Annotated in this window: 13 protein-coding genes, 1 pseudogene and 1 riboswitch; of the genes and pseudogenes, 2 read left to right on the plus strand and 12 right to left on the minus strand. The window is 69.2% G+C overall.

What is annotated here, in order from left to right:
* Positions 1–60: 60 nt before the first annotated feature.
* Positions 61–744, plus strand: coding sequence for an LAETG motif-containing sortase-dependent surface protein (locus OG504_RS16520; RefSeq protein WP_405990532.1), 684 nt, complete (start codon positions 61–63; stop codon positions 742–744).
* 101 nt (positions 745–845) lie between these two features.
* Here OG504_RS16520 and OG504_RS16525 read toward each other — a convergent pair whose 3' ends face one another.
* The 9 genes from OG504_RS16525 to rpsB all read right to left on the minus strand — a co-directional run bounded on the left by OG504_RS16525 (position 846) and on the right by rpsB (position 10,934).
* Complete coding sequence (locus tag OG504_RS16525; RefSeq protein ID WP_405996349.1) at positions 846–1,895, minus strand: ABC transporter ATP-binding protein; 1,050 nt, start codon at positions 1,893–1,895, stop codon at positions 846–848.
* 36 nt (positions 1,896–1,931) lie between these two features.
* Complete coding sequence (locus tag OG504_RS16530) at positions 1,932–3,533, minus strand: ABC transporter permease (RefSeq protein ID WP_405990533.1); 1,602 nt, start codon at positions 3,531–3,533, stop codon at positions 1,932–1,934.
* An 83-nt stretch (positions 3,534–3,616) separates the two neighbouring features.
* Complete coding sequence (locus OG504_RS16535) at positions 3,617–4,693, minus strand: thiamine ABC transporter substrate binding subunit (protein ID WP_405990534.1); 1,077 nt, start codon at positions 4,691–4,693, stop codon at positions 3,617–3,619.
* A 71-nt stretch (positions 4,694–4,764) separates the two neighbouring features.
* Positions 4,765–4,870: riboswitch (TPP riboswitch) on the minus strand.
* A gap of 41 nt (positions 4,871–4,911) precedes the next feature.
* Complete coding sequence (gene rlmN, locus OG504_RS16540; protein ID WP_317775147.1) at positions 4,912–6,018, minus strand: 23S rRNA (adenine(2503)-C(2))-methyltransferase RlmN; 1,107 nt, start codon at positions 6,016–6,018, stop codon at positions 4,912–4,914.
* 108 nt (positions 6,019–6,126) lie between these two features.
* On the minus strand, positions 6,127–7,317 hold the full coding sequence (locus tag OG504_RS16545) for a phosphatidate cytidylyltransferase (protein WP_405990535.1): 1,191 nt from the start codon (positions 7,315–7,317) through the stop codon (positions 6,127–6,129).
* Complete coding sequence (frr, locus tag OG504_RS16550; protein WP_327401013.1) at positions 7,317–7,874, minus strand: ribosome recycling factor; 558 nt, start codon at positions 7,872–7,874, stop codon at positions 7,317–7,319. The genes OG504_RS16545 and frr overlap by 1 nt, the downstream gene beginning before the upstream one ends.
* Before the next feature lie 130 nt (positions 7,875–8,004).
* Positions 8,005–8,763 (minus strand): UMP kinase, encoded by a 759-nt coding sequence (gene pyrH / locus OG504_RS16555; RefSeq protein ID WP_033282640.1) that lies wholly within the window; start codon positions 8,761–8,763, stop codon positions 8,005–8,007.
* A 204-nt stretch (positions 8,764–8,967) separates the two neighbouring features.
* The gene (gene tsf / locus OG504_RS16560) at positions 8,968–9,804 is read right to left on the minus strand and encodes a translation elongation factor Ts (protein WP_405990536.1); all 837 of its coding nucleotides are present in this window, start codon (positions 9,802–9,804) and stop codon (positions 8,968–8,970) included.
* A 173-nt stretch (positions 9,805–9,977) separates the two neighbouring features.
* On the minus strand, positions 9,978–10,934 hold the full coding sequence (gene rpsB / locus OG504_RS16565; RefSeq protein WP_405990537.1) for a 30S ribosomal protein S2: 957 nt from the start codon (positions 10,932–10,934) through the stop codon (positions 9,978–9,980).
* Between the two features lie 285 nt (positions 10,935–11,219).
* Here rpsB and OG504_RS16570 point away from each other — a divergent pair, with 285 nt between their 5' ends.
* Entirely contained in the window at positions 11,220–11,789 is a 570-nt protein-coding gene (locus OG504_RS16570) for a murein hydrolase activator EnvC family protein (RefSeq protein WP_405996350.1), read from the plus strand.
* A 48-nt stretch (positions 11,790–11,837) separates the two neighbouring features.
* Here OG504_RS16570 and OG504_RS16575 read toward each other — a convergent pair whose 3' ends face one another.
* The 3 genes and pseudogenes from OG504_RS16575 to OG504_RS16585 form a co-directional block, all read right to left on the minus strand.
* On the minus strand, positions 11,838–12,395 hold the full coding sequence (locus tag OG504_RS16575) for a TetR/AcrR family transcriptional regulator (protein WP_405996351.1): 558 nt from the start codon (positions 12,393–12,395) through the stop codon (positions 11,838–11,840).
* Positions 12,396–12,513: 118 nt separating this feature from the next.
* Positions 12,514–13,356 (minus strand): RNA polymerase sigma factor WhiG, encoded by an 843-nt coding sequence (gene whiG / locus OG504_RS16580; RefSeq protein ID WP_019058710.1) that lies wholly within the window; start codon positions 13,354–13,356, stop codon positions 12,514–12,516.
* Positions 13,357–13,627: 271 nt separating this feature from the next.
* Positions 13,628–14,104 (minus strand): annotated as a pseudogene (locus OG504_RS16585) (DNA-processing protein DprA); the annotation flags it as partial.
* Between the last annotated feature and the right edge of the window lie 83 nt (positions 14,105–14,187).

Consider the following 14,187-nt stretch of genomic DNA (forward strand, 5'->3'; position numbering starts at 1 on the left):
TCATTGCCGCTCCATCTCCCCCTAAACCCCCCGCAGTTGCACATCCCGTGAAGGGCAAACGTGTCCATATCTCGACGTTCCGTACGCATCCTCGGTGTCGCGTCCGCTTCGGCCGCGCTCGCGCTCGGATTCGCGGGCAACGCGCTCGCTTGCAACATCAGCGAGTTCTCCGCCACAGCCACTTGTGACGGCGCCAACGGTGTCATCACCGTCACCGACGAGGACGCCTCGGCCACCGAGGCGACCATCACGGTGTTCCTGGAGAACAACGGTTCCGACGCCAAGCAGATCGGCGAGGCGCAGACCGTCAAGGGTTCGGCCAAGGGCGAAACCGTGTCCTTCGCCGAGGACTGGCTGCCGAACGCCACGTACCGCATCCACGTCAAGGCGGGCAACCAGGTCGACAAGGACATCACGCCGAACCTGACCACCCCGTCCAAGGCCTGCGCGACGGACTCGCCCAGCCCGACCCCGAGCGAGTCCTCTCCGGCCCCCTCGGACAGCGCCTCGACCCCGGCCGAGTCCGACACCCCGACCCCGTCGGCCTCGGAGAGCAGCAGCACCGCTCCCGCGACGACGACCGACAACGCGCCGTCCCCGGCGGCCGGTTCCTCGAACCTCGCCGAGACCGGTGCCAACTCCAACACCGGCATGATCGCCGGTATCGCGGGCGCCCTCGTCGTCGTGGGCGGCGGAGCCGTCTACTTCGGCATGCGCCGTCGCGGTGCGAACAACGGCAGCTGATCAACAGCCGCTGAACCACCCGCTGTTGTGGCCCGTCCGGTTCGTGGGGACGGGCCACACACATGTCCGGTTCGGGGGGGCACACGCCACACGCGTGCGCGCTAGCCGCCGAGCACGACGATCTCGGCCGCGTCGAACTCCACCCCGACCGCGCTCCCGACCTCCGGCGCCGCCCGCAGCGCACACGCCGCCTCCAAGCGCGGCGCGTCCTCCGGCTGGAGCTGTACGGCGACATGGGTGCCCTTGAAGGTGCGGGCGGCGACCATGCAGCGCAGGCCCTCGTCGGCGGGCAACAGGCGTACGCCTGCGGGGCGTACGAGGAGCGGGCGGGTGCCCTGGGGGGCGTCCTCGGGGACCGGGACCTTGCCCCAGGGGGTGTCGGCGGCCTCCCCTACGACCGTGGCCTCGACCACGTTGTCGAAGCCGAGGAAGCGGGCGACGAACTCGTCGGCGGGGTGCTGCCAGACCTCAAGTGGCGTACCGGACTGGGCGATCCGGCCGTCCCGCATCACCACGACCCGGTCGGCCAGTGCGAACGCCTCGCCCTGGTCGTGCGTGACCGCGAGCACGGTCGTGCCCAACACGCCGAAGAGTTCCCGGAGTTCGACGACCAGCCGCTCCCGCAGTGACCGGTCGAGCTGGCCGAGCGGTTCGTCGAGCATGAGGAGACGCGGACGGGGCGCCAACGCCCGGGCGAGCGCCACCCGTTGCTGCTCACCGCCGGACAGCCCGGCGACGGCACGGTGGGCCGCGCCCGGCAGTCCGACGAGGTCGAGCAACTCGCCCACCCGGTCGTCCTGTTGCTTCTTCGACGCCCCGTGCATGCGCAGCCCGAAGGCCACGTTGCCGGCCACGTCCCGCTGCGGGAACAGCTGGTGATCCTGGAACATCAGACCCACTCCGCGCTTGTGCGCGGGCACGCCCGACTGATCCCGGTCGTCCAGCAACACCCGCCCGGCGTCCAGGGGTTGGAGCCCGGCCACCGCCCGCAACAGCGTCGACTTGCCGCTGCCGCTGGGTCCGAGCACACACACGATCTCGTGCTCGGCAACCCCGAGGTCGACCGCGTCCAGCACCAGGCGCCCGCCGAACCGTACGGTCGCGTCCTCAAGGCTCAGCAGCGGCCTGTTCTGCGGCACGCTCGGCGGCATGTCCGATGGCACGCTCGGCGGCATGTTCGGCGGCATCTAGAACTCCCCCGTCCGGTCGGTGCGCAGCCGCTCAAGGACCAGCAGGGCCACCGCGCACACCACCATCAGAATCGTCGAAAGGGCCATCGCCTGGCCGTAGTTGAGATCACCGGGCCGGGACAGCAGCCGGGCCACCGCGACCGGCAGGGTCGGATTGTCGGGGCGGGCGATGAACACGGTCGCCCCGAACTCCCCGAGCGACACCGCGAACGCGAACCCGGCGGCGATCAACAACGCCCGCCGTACGAGCGGCAGATCGATCTCGCGCCACACCCGCCACGGCGACGCCCCGAGCACCGCAGCCGCCTCCCGCAGCCGCCCGTCCACCGCCCGCAGCACGGGCAGCATCGTCCGTACGACGAAGGGGACACCGACCAGCGCCTGCGCGAGCGGCACCAGGATCCATGAACTCCGCAGATCCACCGGGGGTTTGTCGAGCGAGATCAGGAACCCGAAGCCGACCGTCACCGCCGACACCCCGAGCGGCAGCATCAGCAGCGCGTCGAAGCCCCGCACCAGGCGCCCTGCATCCCGCCGGGTCAGGGCAGCCGCTGCGAGTCCGCCGATCACCACGGCGATGGCGGTGGCGGCGACGGCGTACTCCAGCGAGTTGCCGATCGCGGCGATCGGCGGGACCAGGAAGGTGCCGCCGTCGTCATTGGTCAGCGCCCGGTAGTAGCCGAAGTCCGGTGTGTCGAGCGACCGTTGGACCAGTACCGCGAGCGGCAGCAGGAGCAGTACGGCGATGGATGCGACGACTCCGGCCAGCAGGGTCCACTGGCCGGCCCCGCGCGGGCGCCGTGCGGTCACCGACGGGTCCACGAGCCGTAGGGCGCTCTCCCGTCGCCGTACCGTCCAGGCGTGGACGGCGAGGATCGCGCCGACCGCCACGAACTGGACGATCGTCAGGACGGCCGCCGTGGACAGGTCGAAGACCTCCGAAGTCTGGCGGTAGATCTCCACTTCGAGGGTCGAGAAGGTCGGGCCGCCGAGGATCTGGACCACGCCGAAGGAGGTGAAGGTGAAGAGGAAGACCATCAGCGCGGCGGCGGCCACGGCGGGCCCGAGCGCGGGCAGCGTCACCTTCCGCCAGGCCCGCAGCCGGGAGGCGCCGAGCATCCGCGCGGCCTCCTCCTGACGCGGGTCGAGCTGGGCCCAGAGGCCGCCCACCGTCCGTACGACGACCGCGTAGTTGAAGAAGACGTGCGCGAGCAGGATGGCCCACACGGTGGTGTCCAGCCGTACGCCCCACAGGTCGTCCAGGAGTCCGCCCCGGCCGACGAGCGCGAGGAAGGCCGTACCGACGACGACCGTCGGCAGCACGAAGGGGACGGTGACGACGGCCCGCAGGACATGTCTCCCCGGGAAGTCGAAGCGCGCGAAGACGTACGCGCCGGGGAGCGCGATCAGCAGCGTGAGCGCGGTGGACGCGAGCGCCTGCCAGGTGGTGAACCACAGCACGTGCCGGATGTCGGACTGGACCAACACATCCCCGATACGGCCCAGTTGCCAGGCGCCGTCGACTTTGAGGCCGCGCGCAACGATCGCGGCGACGGGGTAGGCGAAGAACACCGCGAAGAACGCGACGGGCAGGGCCATGAGGCCGAGCCGCGTCGCGGTGCCCCTACGGGAGGACTTCCGCGGGGCCGCTTCAGCTGCTTCGGCTGCTTCAGCCGCTTCGGCTACTTCAGTACGAGCGAGGTCCACGACTTGACCCACTGGTCCCGGTCGGCGGCGATCTTCGCGGGCGCCATGGTCTCGGGGTCCGGGGCCTGGCGGCCGTACTGCTCGAACTCCTGCGGTACCTGGGCGCCTTGGATCACCGGGTAGACGAACATGTTGAGCGGCATGTCCTGCTGGAACTCCTTGGTGAGCAGGAAGTCGAGGAACGCCTTGCCGCCCTTGGTGTTCTTCGCGTTGCTGAGCAGGCCCGCGTACTCGGTCTGCCGGAAGCAGGTGCCGTACGACACCCCGGTGGGCGCGGTGGTCGGCTTCGGGTCGGCGTAGATGACCTCGGCGGGCGGCGAGGAGGCGTACGAGACGACGAGGGGCCGGTCGCCGCCCGCCTTCTTGCCACCGGCGGACCCGGAGAACTCCTGGTCGTAGGCCTGCTCCCAGCCGTCGACGACCTTGACGCCGTTGGCCTTGAGCTTCTTCCAGTAGCCCTGCCAGCCGTCGTCGCCGTACTGCGCGGCGCTGCCGAGCAGGAAGCCGAGGCCGGGCGAGGAGGTGGCCGCGTTCTCGGTGACGAGGAGGTTCTTGTACTCGGGCTTGACCAGGTCGGCGAAGGAGGTCGGCGGGGTCAGCTTGTGCTTGCTGAAGTAGGCCTTGTCGTAGTTGACGCAGATGTCGCCGGTGTCGATGGGCGTGACCCGGTGCTTGGTCTGGTCGACGCGGTACTCGGGCTTGACGAGCGCGGAGCCCTTCGCGTCGTAGGACTGGAAGAGGCCGTTGTCGAGCGCGCGGGAGAGCAGGGTGTTGTCGACGCCGAAGAAGACGTCGCCCTGGGGGTTGTCCTTGGTGAGGATCGCCTTGTTGACGGCCTGACCGGCGTCGCCGTCCTTGAGGACCTTGACCGTGTAGCCGGACTGCTTCTCGAAGTCCTTGAGGACGTTCTTCGACACGGCCCACGAGTCGTGGCTGACGAGGGTGACGGTCTTGGAGTCGCCGCCGCTGCCGCTGTCGGACGAGCCGCACGCGGAGAGCGTGAGGAGGCCGAGGCCGACGGCCGCGGCCACGAAGGTCTTGGTGTGGTGCACGGTTGTTTTCCTCCTGGGGTGTCCAGGAAGAGACGCGGCCCTGCCCACAGGACGTGGGCAGGGCGCAACAGCAAGAGTGGTGACCGAACTTCCTACCCAGAATGACCTGGGCGAGGTTCAGAGGGTCTGCGGACAATCCCGCACTCTCAGCGCTGTGGCGCTCCCCTGTCGGAATATGAAGATGTACCTGCGTGTACTACGCGGAACAGGTTACCGGGTCACCGCTCGGTGGCGGCGAGCTGGCCGCACGCTCCGTCGATCTCCTGGCCCCGGGTGTCCCGGACGGTGACCGGCACCCCGTGGGCCGCGATGGCCTCGACGAACGCCTTCTCGTCCTCGGGGCGGGAGGCGGTCCACTTCGAGCCCGGCGTCGGGTTCAGCGGGATGAGGTTGACGTGCACGGGCTTGCCCTTGAGGAGGCGGCCGAGCCGGTCGCCGCGCCACGCCTGGTCGTTGATGTCGCGGATCAGCGCGTACTCGATGGACAGCCGTCGCCCCGACTTCGCCGCGTACTCCCAGCCCGCGTCGAGGACCTCGCGCACCTTCCACCGCGTGTTCACGGGGACCAGGGTGTCGCGCAGCTCGTCGTCGGGCGCGTGCAGCGAGATCGCGAGCCGGCACTTGAAGCCCTCGTCCGAGAACCGGTGGATCGCCGGGACCAGGCCGACCGTCGAGACGGTGATCCCGCGCTGCGAGAGGCCGAGGCCGTCCGGCTCGGGGTCGGTGAGGGCACGGATCGACTGGACGACCCGCTTGTAGTTGGCGAGAGGCTCGCCCATGCCCATGAACACGATGTTGGAGAGCCGCGCGGGCCCGCCGGGGATCTCGCCGTCGCGCAGGGCGCGCATCCCGTCGACGATCTGGTGCACGATCTCGCCGGTGGACAGATTGCGGTCCAGGCCGGCCTGTCCGGTCGCGCAGAACGGGCAGTTCATGCCGCAACCCGCCTGCGAGCTGATGCACATGGTGACCCGGTCCGGGTACCGCATCAGCACGGACTCGACGAGCGTCCCGTCGAACAGCCGCCACAGCGTCTTGCGGGTGGTGTCCTGGTCGGTCGACAGATGCCGTACGACGGTCATCAACTCAGGGAGCAAGGCTTCTTGCAGCTTGGCGCGCGAACCGGCGGGGATGTCGGTCCACTCCGCCGGGTCGTGCGCGAACCGCGCGAAGTAGTGCTGCGAGAGCTGCTTGGCGCGAAACGGCTTCTCCCCGATCGCGGCGACGGCTTCCTTGCGCTCGGCGGGCGTGAGATCGGCAAGGTGCCGCGGCGGCTTCTGGGCTCCGCGGGGGGCGACGAATGTGAGTTCTCCGGGCTTAGGCATGGCCCTACCAGTGTCGCAGACATACGAAGAGGGACTCGCCGCCCTGTGGACAACGAGCCCCTCACGTACAGAACCGCAGGTCAGCGGTTCATTGGGTCGGCCGGCTTGTCAGCCGGAGCCCACGAACAGCACCAGCAACAGCCAGACCACCGGAGCCGTGGGCAGCAACGAGTCCAAGCGGTCCATGATGCCGCCGTGACCCGGCAGCAGCGTGCCCATGTCCTTGATGCCCAGGTCGCGCTTGATCATGGACTCGCCGAGGTCGCCCAGCGTGGCGCTGGCCGCGACGGCGAGGCCCAGCACGAGGCCCTGCCACCAGCTGCCGTCGTCGATCAGGAACTGCATGCACAGCGCGCCCGCCACCATCGCGAAGGACACCGCCCCGAACAGGCCCTCGCGGGTCTTTCCGGGGCTGATGCGCGGCGCGAGCTTGTGCGTGCCGAAGCGCCAGCCGACGGCGTACGCCCCGGTGTCGCTGACCACGGTCAGCAGCAGGAACGTCAGGACCCGCCAGGCGCCGTCGTGGGCGGTGAGCATCATGGCGACGAACGTGGCCAGGAACGGCACGTAGAACGCCGCGAAGACGCCCGCCGTGACGTCCTTCAGGTAGCCCTCCGGCGGCTCCGTCATCCGCCAGACGAGGACGGCGAGCGCCGTGAGTGCCATGGCGACCCAGGCGCCCTCGGCGCCCCGGACGTAACCGGCTACGACCATCGCCGCCCCGCCGACCGCGAGGGGCACGAGGGGCGCCTTGATGCCCTTGCGCTCCTGCAGCCGCGAGGTGAGCTCCCAGAGACCGACCACGACGGCGACCGCTATCACTCCGACGAACGCGGCCTTCACCACGAAGAGGGACGCGACGATCACCACGGCGAGCCCGACGCCGACTCCTATGGCCGCACCCAGGTCCCGGCCCGCGCTCTTCTTCTGCGGGGCGGGCGCCGGTGGCGGGACATCGGACATGGGCTCCGGATTCTGCGGCACCGCCCCGTAGGGCTGCGCCTGCGGCGTGTCAGAGGGCTGCGTCCGCGGGTCGTACGGCTGCGACTGCCGTACGTCGTACGGCGGTTGCTGCGTCTCGTCGCGGAACAAGGGGCCGCTCAGCCGAGCGGCCCCCCGGTCGTCATCCTGGTGTCCGCCGTATGCGGGCTCGTCGGGCACGATGGGCATGGGGCGAGTCTGCTGCGCCTCAGGCGCATCGTACGTGGGACCCGCCGGGTCAGCCCCCTGGACAGGCCCCTGGTCGGACGGCCCCCAGTACCCGGCTTGTGGCGGTGCCCCCCAGGAAGAGTCGTTCATCAGACCTCGAGCAGCTCCGCTTCCTTGTGCTTGAGGAGTTCGTCCACCTGGGCGACGTACTTCGCCGTGGTGTCGTCGAGCTCCTTCTCCGCACGACGGACCTCGTCCTCGCCGGACTCCTTGTCCTTGACAAGCTTGTCCAGCGCGTCCTTGGCCTTGCGGCGGACGGCGCGGATGGACACCTTGGAGTCCTCGGCCTTGGCCCGGGCGACCTTGATGTAGTCCTTGCGGCGCTCCTCGGTCAGCTCGGGGAACGTCACCCTGATGATGTTGCCGTCGTTGCTGGGATTGACGCCCAGGTCCGAGTCGCGGATCGCCTGCTCGATGTTCCGCATCGCGGTCTTGTCGAACGGGGTCACCACGGCCATCCGCGGCTCCGGTACGGAGAACGAGGCCAGCTGGTTGATCGGCGTCAGCGCGCCGTAGTAGTCGGCCACGATCTTGTTGAACATCGCCGGGTGCGCACGGCCGGTGCGGATCGCGGCGAAGTCCTCCTTGGCGACCACGACGGCCTTCTCCATCTTCTCCTCGGCCTCGAGGAGGGTCTCTTCGATCACCACTTGCTCCTGCGTGTCTTGAGTAGGCCCGGCTGCTGTGCTGTGTCGGCGTCGGCGGCCGGCTGCGTCGCGTCTTCTTCCTGCACGGTTCCCGACCGGCAGGACATTGTCCATCCCCCGGTCAGGGTCATCAGCCCTGGCTGCCTTGGTCACCCACAAGCGTGCCGATCTTCTCACCCTTGACGGCGCGGGCGATATTGCCCTCCGCCAGAAGCTCGAAGACCAGGATCGGAAGCTTGTTGTCGCGGCACAGGGTGATGGCGGTCATGTCCGCGACCTTGAGGTCCTGGGTGATGACCTCGCCGTAGCTGAGCGAGTCGAACTTGACGGCTTCGGAGTTCGTCTTCGGGTCGGAGTCGTAGACCCCGTCCACGCCGTTCTTGCCCATCAGCAGCGCCTCGGCGTTGATCTCCAGGGCGCGCTGGGCGGCGGTGGTGTCGGTGGAGAAGTAGGGCATGCCCATACCGGCGCCGAAGATGACCACGCGGCCCTTCTCCAGGTGGCGCACGGCGCGCAGCGGGATGTACGGCTCGGCGACCTGGCCCATGGTGATGGCGGTCTGGACGCGGCTGTCGATGCCCTCCTTCTCCAGGAAGTCCTGGAGCGCGAGGCAGTTCATCACCGTGCCGAGCATGCCCATGTAGTCGGAGCGGGCCCGGTCCATGCCGCGCTGCTGGAGTTCGGCGCCGCGGAAGAAGTTGCCGCCGCCGATGACGACGGCGACCTCCGCGCCGTCCCGCACGACGGCCGCGATCTCACGGGCGATCTTGTGCACCACGTCGGGGTCCACGCCCAGGCCGCCGCCTCCGGAGAAGGCCTCTCCGGACAGCTTCAGCATGAACCGGCCGCGTACCTTGCCGTCGTCGCTCTTCTGGGGCTTGGTGGTCATGGAGTTCTCGCCTCTTCAACGTGGTCGCACATACGAAGAAGGCCACTGCCGGTGGGGTGTCTGTCGCATCCCATGCTCGGCAATGGCCTCCTCGTCAGATCTGCTGTCGTCCGCCACGCGCGCGTGCGCGACGGCGTACCGGGCCGACTGCTGACGACCCTAGCGGGATTCCACCGGGCGCCGCGCGTCGATCGCGGTACGGACTCAGATGCCGACCTTGATGCGCGTGAAGCGCTTCAGGGTGACACCCGCCTCGTCCAGAACCTTCTGGACGGACTTCTTGGGGTCGAGCGCGTACGGCTGACCGAGCAGCGTCGCGTCCTTGAAGAAGCCGTTGACGCGACCCTCGACGATCTTGGCGATCGCGGCCTCGGGCTTGCCCTCGGCGCGGGTGGTCTCCTCGGCGATACGGCGCTCGGACTCGACGACCTCGGCCGGCACGTCGTCCTTGGCCAGGTACTTCGGCGCGAAGGCGGCGATGTGCTGGGCGACACCGCGGGCGACCTCGGCGTTCGGCTTGTCCAACTCGACGAGGACACCGATCTGCGGGGGCAGGTCGGGCATCGTGCGGTGCATGTACGCGGAGACGTAGCCGTCGGCGTACTGGGCGAAGCGGTCCAGGACGATCTTCTCGCCCAGGTTCGCGTTGGCCTCGTCCACGAACGCCTGGACCGTCTTGCCGGGCTCGATCTCGGACGCGAGGAGCGCCTCGATGTCGGCCGGGGCGGAGGCGGCGACGTGCTGGGCGATCTGGTTGGCGACGGCCTGGAACTTCTCGCCCTTGGCGACGAAGTCCGTCTCGCACTTCAGCTCGACCAGGACACCGGAGGTGTTGTCGTCGGCGATGACGGAGACCACGGCGCCGTTCTCGGCGGAGCGGCCCTCGCGCTTGGCGACGCCCTTCTGGCCCTTGATACGGAGCGCCTCGACGGCCTTCTCGACGTTGCCGTCGGCCTCGTCCAGCGCCTTCTTGCAGTCCATCATGCCGGCGCCGGTGAGCTCACGGAGCTTCTTGACGTCGGCGGCGGTGTAGTTCGCCATGATCTGTGAATCTCTTCTCGGAGTTCGAAGTCTCGAAGTCGGCGGCGGCCGCGGGTAGCGCGGGCTTCCGCCAAGGATCTACGGGCTACGAAGATCTAGGGGCTGTGGATGAACGGCGGGTGGCGCGGTCCGCACCACCCGCCGTCCTCCTGTCAGCCCTTTGGCCCGGAAGGTCAGGCCTGCTCGGCCTCGGCGGCCGGAGCGGCCTCGACCTCGGCAGCGGGTGCCTCGACCTCGGCAGCGGCCTCAGCCGTCTCAGCGGCGGGAACCTCGTCGGCCTGCTCGGCGTCGGCGACCTTCTCCGTCTCGGCGGAGGTCTGCACCTCGGCCTCGGCGGCGGGGGTCTCGTCGGCCTTCTTCTCGCCCTCGAGCAGGTCGCGCTCCCACGCGGCCAGCGGCTCGCCGGCGGCCTTGTCACCCTTGGCCTCGGCGGCGACACCGGAGCGGCTGATGAGGCCCTCGGCGACGGCGTCGGCGATCACGCGGGTGAGCAGGGTGACGGAGCGGATCGCGTCGTCGTTGCCCGGGATCTTGTAGTCGACCTCGTCGGGGTCGCAGTTCGTGTCGAGGATGGCGACGACCGGGATGTTGAGCTTCCGGGCCTCACCGACCGCGATGTGCTCCTTCTTGGTGTCCACGATCCAGACGGCGCTGGGAACCTTGGACATCTCGCGGATACCACCGAGGGTCTTCTCCAGCTTGGCCTTCTCGCGCGAGAGCACGAGAAGCTCCTTCTTGGTGAGACCGGACGCGGCGACGTCCTCGAAGTCGATCTGCTCGAGCTCCTTGAGGCGCTGCAGACGCTTGTAGACGGTGGAGAAGTTGGTGAGCATGCCGCCCAGCCAGCGCTGGTTGACGTAGGGCATGCCGACGCGGGTGGCCTGCTCGGCGATGGCCTCCTGCGCCTGCTTCTTCGTACCGACGAACATGACCGTGCCGCCGTGGGCGACGGTCTCCTTGACGAACTCGTAGGCGCGGTCGATGTACGACAGCGACTGGAGCAGGTCGATGATGTAGATGCCGTTGCGCTCCGTGAAGATGAAGCGCTTCATCTTCGGGTTCCAACGACGGGTCTGGTGACCGAAGTGGACGCCGCTTTCCAGCAGCTCCCGCATCGTGACGACGGCCATGGCCGTTCTCCTTGATTTACTCGGTTGTGCCGCGAGCACCGGACGGCACTCGCGCCTGACGCCCACGTGCGCGTGCCCAGAGGACCGAGGAGCGCTGACACCGGTTTCGTCTTGCGACGGAGGACCAGATGCCGGGGCGTGCGAAGTCGACCCGGTGACCCGGATCGCCAAAGGAAGTGTACGGGACCCGCGAGGCACCGGGTGACGCCGTTGTCCACAACCCCACGCCGGTCCACAGGTCCCGGCCATGATCGGCACGGGTACAGCACGGTTTGCCCCATGCGGATGCGACGAGATGACCGAATTGCACGTACAGGCCTCGCCCTGCTACTGCCCCTCCTCCTGACCCTCTTGACCTGCACGGCCCGGGCGAACGACAGCCCTCCACCCGTCCCCGGAGTCCTGCCCCCCTCAGTACCGGCCATCGCCCGCGCCTGGCCCGTCGGTTCCCACCCCTTGGTCCTACGAGGCTGGGAGCCCCCGGCGACGGTCTACGGCCGGGGCCACCGAGGCGTGGACCTGGCGACCCCGGCCGGCGCTGAGGTACGAGCGGTGGCCGCGGGCCGGGTGTCCTTCGCGGGCCGGGTGGCAGGGAGGGGTGTGGTGTCAGTGGAGCTTGCGGGGACAGACCTGCGCACGACGTACGAACCGGTGACCGCGACCGTGAAGAAGGGCGACGAGGTGAAACCGGGCGAGGCGGTGGGGACGGTGGAGATCACCGGCTCCCACTGCGCGACGACATGCGTGCACTGGGGCTTGCTGAGAGGGGAGACGTACTTGAACCCGCTGGAGCTATTGCCCCCATGGCTGCTGAACAGAGGGCCGTCACGTTTGTTGCCGGTGCTTGGCTTTTAGGGGCGCGGGGAACCGCGCGCCCAGCCCCCACCGGCCCGCAGCCGACACTCAACCCAGAACCCCTCGCAAAGCCATACTCACCGCAGCCTCAGTAATCACCGAAGGGTCCTCCGCCGCCCCCAGCTCAATCCTGCGGACCGCCGCATCAACAACCCCCTGAACCAACATCGCCGCCAGCCGAGGCTCCGCATGCCCCATCTCCGCCAACGCGGAGACGATCATCGCCACCAACCCCCCGTGCGCGGCCCGAATCTTCTCCCGAGCCCCCGCATCCAACTCGCTCGCGGAGATGGCGACGACAGCCCGGTGCCGCCGATCCCCAACCAGGGCAAGCTGCTGCCGTACGTACGCCTCGACCTTGCCCTCGGCGGAGCCGGCCCCCTCCATCGCCGACGACACATCCGCCGCCCACACGGGAAAGTCGACCTCGCACAGTTCCTCGACCACGGCGGCCCGAGAGCGGAAGTACTCGTACACGGACGACCGCGCCAGCCCCGTCCGCTCGGCCAGGGCCGGGAACGTCAGCGCCTCCGTCCCGCCCTCGGACAGCAGGGAACGAGCCGCGTCCAGCAGGGCGGCTCGCTGCATCGACCGGTGCTCGGCCACGGAGGCCGCTCGAATCCTTGGCACGTCAACCACTCTACGGACGGCGCACCCCCGGCGGGAGTGACCCAGGCCATGCAGGCACGATTCTGCGAGGTCAGGAAAGCCGTACGGCTTTCGCTCAACGGCCGAAACTCGCCAGCTTGGCGCGCAGCTGCAGCACGGACTTGGTGTGGATCTGGCTGACCCGGCTCTCGGTCACCCCGAGCACGTTGCCGATCTCGGCGAGGGTGAGGCCCTCGTAGTAGTAGAGCGTGACGACGGTCTTCTCCCGCTCGGGCAGCGTGTTGATCGCCCGCGCGAGGAACCGCCGCAGCTCCCGCCCCTCGGCCACCTCCACCGGATTGTCGGCGGCGGTGTCCTCCAGGGTGTCCATCAGACTCAGCCGGTCGCCGCCCTCGCCTCCGGCGTGCAGCAGTTCCTCCAGGGCGACCACGTTCGCCAGCGACAACTGGCTGAAGACGGCGTGGAGTTCCTCCACCGCGATGCCCATCTCGGCGGCCACCTCGCCCTCGCTGGGCGTGCGCCTGAGCCGCGCCTCGAGCGTTGCGTACGCCCGCTCGACGTTCCGCGCCTTCTGCCGTACCGAGCGCGGGATCCAGTCCAGCGCCCGCAGTTCGTCGATCATCGCGCCCCGGATGCGGGTGATCGCGTACGTCTCGAACTTGATCTCCCGCTCGATGTCGAACTTCTCGATCGCGTCGATCAGTCCGAACACCCCCGACGACACGAAGTCCGCCTGTTCCACATTGGGCGGCAGCCCGACGCTCACCCGTCCCGCGACGTACTTCACGAGCGGCGAGTAGTGCAGGATCAGCTGCTCACGCAGCCGCTCGTCGCCCGTCGTCTTGTACGACCGCCACAGCTCGTCGAGCGTCGAGGGAGCGGGCGGCCGGACGCTGCCACCGTCGCGGGCGGCTGGGGGGATCGCCGCCCGGTCGGACCCGGAGGTGTGCTGGGGCATTCGTCGCCTTGTGCCGTTCTGCCGTGAAGTGGGGGTGCCTGGGTGAGCTGTCGGAGTGATGGGGAGATGCCGGGGTGTGCTGGAATCCCCGTGAGCGTAGCGTGACTGGAGTGTCGCGGTGTGCGAAGGGCGGGGCCCGGACCGGGCGCGGACGCGCCCGCGGGGGTGCCGGAACGGGTCGCTCCGATTGCTCTGCGTGATCATCGGAATGCGCCAACTGCGGGAATTCCCAAGGGTGTCGGGGTTCCCCCGGACGGCCGAACACGCTCGGTCAGCGGCGCCCCCGATCGGGCCGGACCGAGATCATCGCCTGGCGTGTCAACTTCCAGCCGTCGCCGTGTCGTTCGACGTAACCAAGTGCTCGGAGTTCGTACAGTCTCGCGATCGCGTCGTCCTCCGTGGTCTGCGCACCGCGCGCGATCTCCCCCGGCCGCGCGGCCCTGTTGCCGGGCAGTGCGGCGAGGATGCGCCGAGCGGCCGGCTCCAACAGGTCGCGCGGGAGCACCGGTCCGCGTCGGTCCGGTGCCAGTTCGCCCATGCCGCCGACCAGTTCGACGATTTCAGCAGTGTCGGTGACCAGCACCGCGTCCCCGCGCAGGAGTTCGTGCACACCGGCGGACAGCGCGCTCGTGGCCGGGCCGGGCACCCCTATCGTGTGGCGCCCCAACCGCTGCGCCGCCCGCGCCGTGACGAGCGACCCGCTCCGGTACGCGGCCTCGACCACCACGGTGCCCCGGGTGAGCGCGGCGTTCTCCGGGGGTTCTATGGCTGTGGTGTGACGCTGCAACTCCCTTTCTCGTTAGTGAGGTTGCAGCGGTACTCAGGGGGTGT

Source organism: Streptomyces sp. NBC_00986 (assembly GCF_045162565.1).
GTDB lineage: Bacteria > Actinomycetota > Actinomycetes > Streptomycetales > Streptomycetaceae > Streptomyces.

Excerpts from the sequence above, each read along its gene's own strand:
- OG504_RS16525 (WP_405996349.1), bottom strand. The coding sequence starts at position 1,895 with ATGCCGCCGAGCGTGCCGCAGAACAGGCCGCTGCTGAGCCTTGAGGAC.
- OG504_RS16530 (WP_405990533.1), bottom strand. The coding sequence starts at position 3,533 with ATGGCCCTGCCCGTCGCGTTCTTCGCGGTGTTCTTCGCCTACCCCGTC.
- rlmN (WP_317775147.1), bottom strand. The coding sequence starts at position 6,018 with ATGCCTAAGCCCGGAGAACTCACATTCGTCGCCCCCCGCGGAGCCCAG.
- OG504_RS16545 (WP_405990535.1), bottom strand. The coding sequence starts at position 7,317 with ATGAACGACTCTTCCTGGGGGGCACCGCCACAAGCCGGGTACTGGGGG.
- pyrH (WP_033282640.1), bottom strand. The coding sequence starts at position 8,763 with ATGACCACCAAGCCCCAGAAGAGCGACGACGGCAAGGTACGCGGCCGG.
- tsf (WP_405990536.1), bottom strand. The coding sequence starts at position 9,804 with ATGGCGAACTACACCGCCGCCGACGTCAAGAAGCTCCGTGAGCTCACC.
- rpsB (WP_405990537.1), bottom strand. The coding sequence starts at position 10,934 with ATGGCCGTCGTCACGATGCGGGAGCTGCTGGAAAGCGGCGTCCACTTC.
- OG504_RS16570 (WP_405996350.1), top strand. The coding sequence starts at position 11,220 with ATGCGACGAGATGACCGAATTGCACGTACAGGCCTCGCCCTGCTACTG.
- whiG (WP_019058710.1), bottom strand. The coding sequence starts at position 13,356 with ATGCCCCAGCACACCTCCGGGTCCGACCGGGCGGCGATCCCCCCAGCC.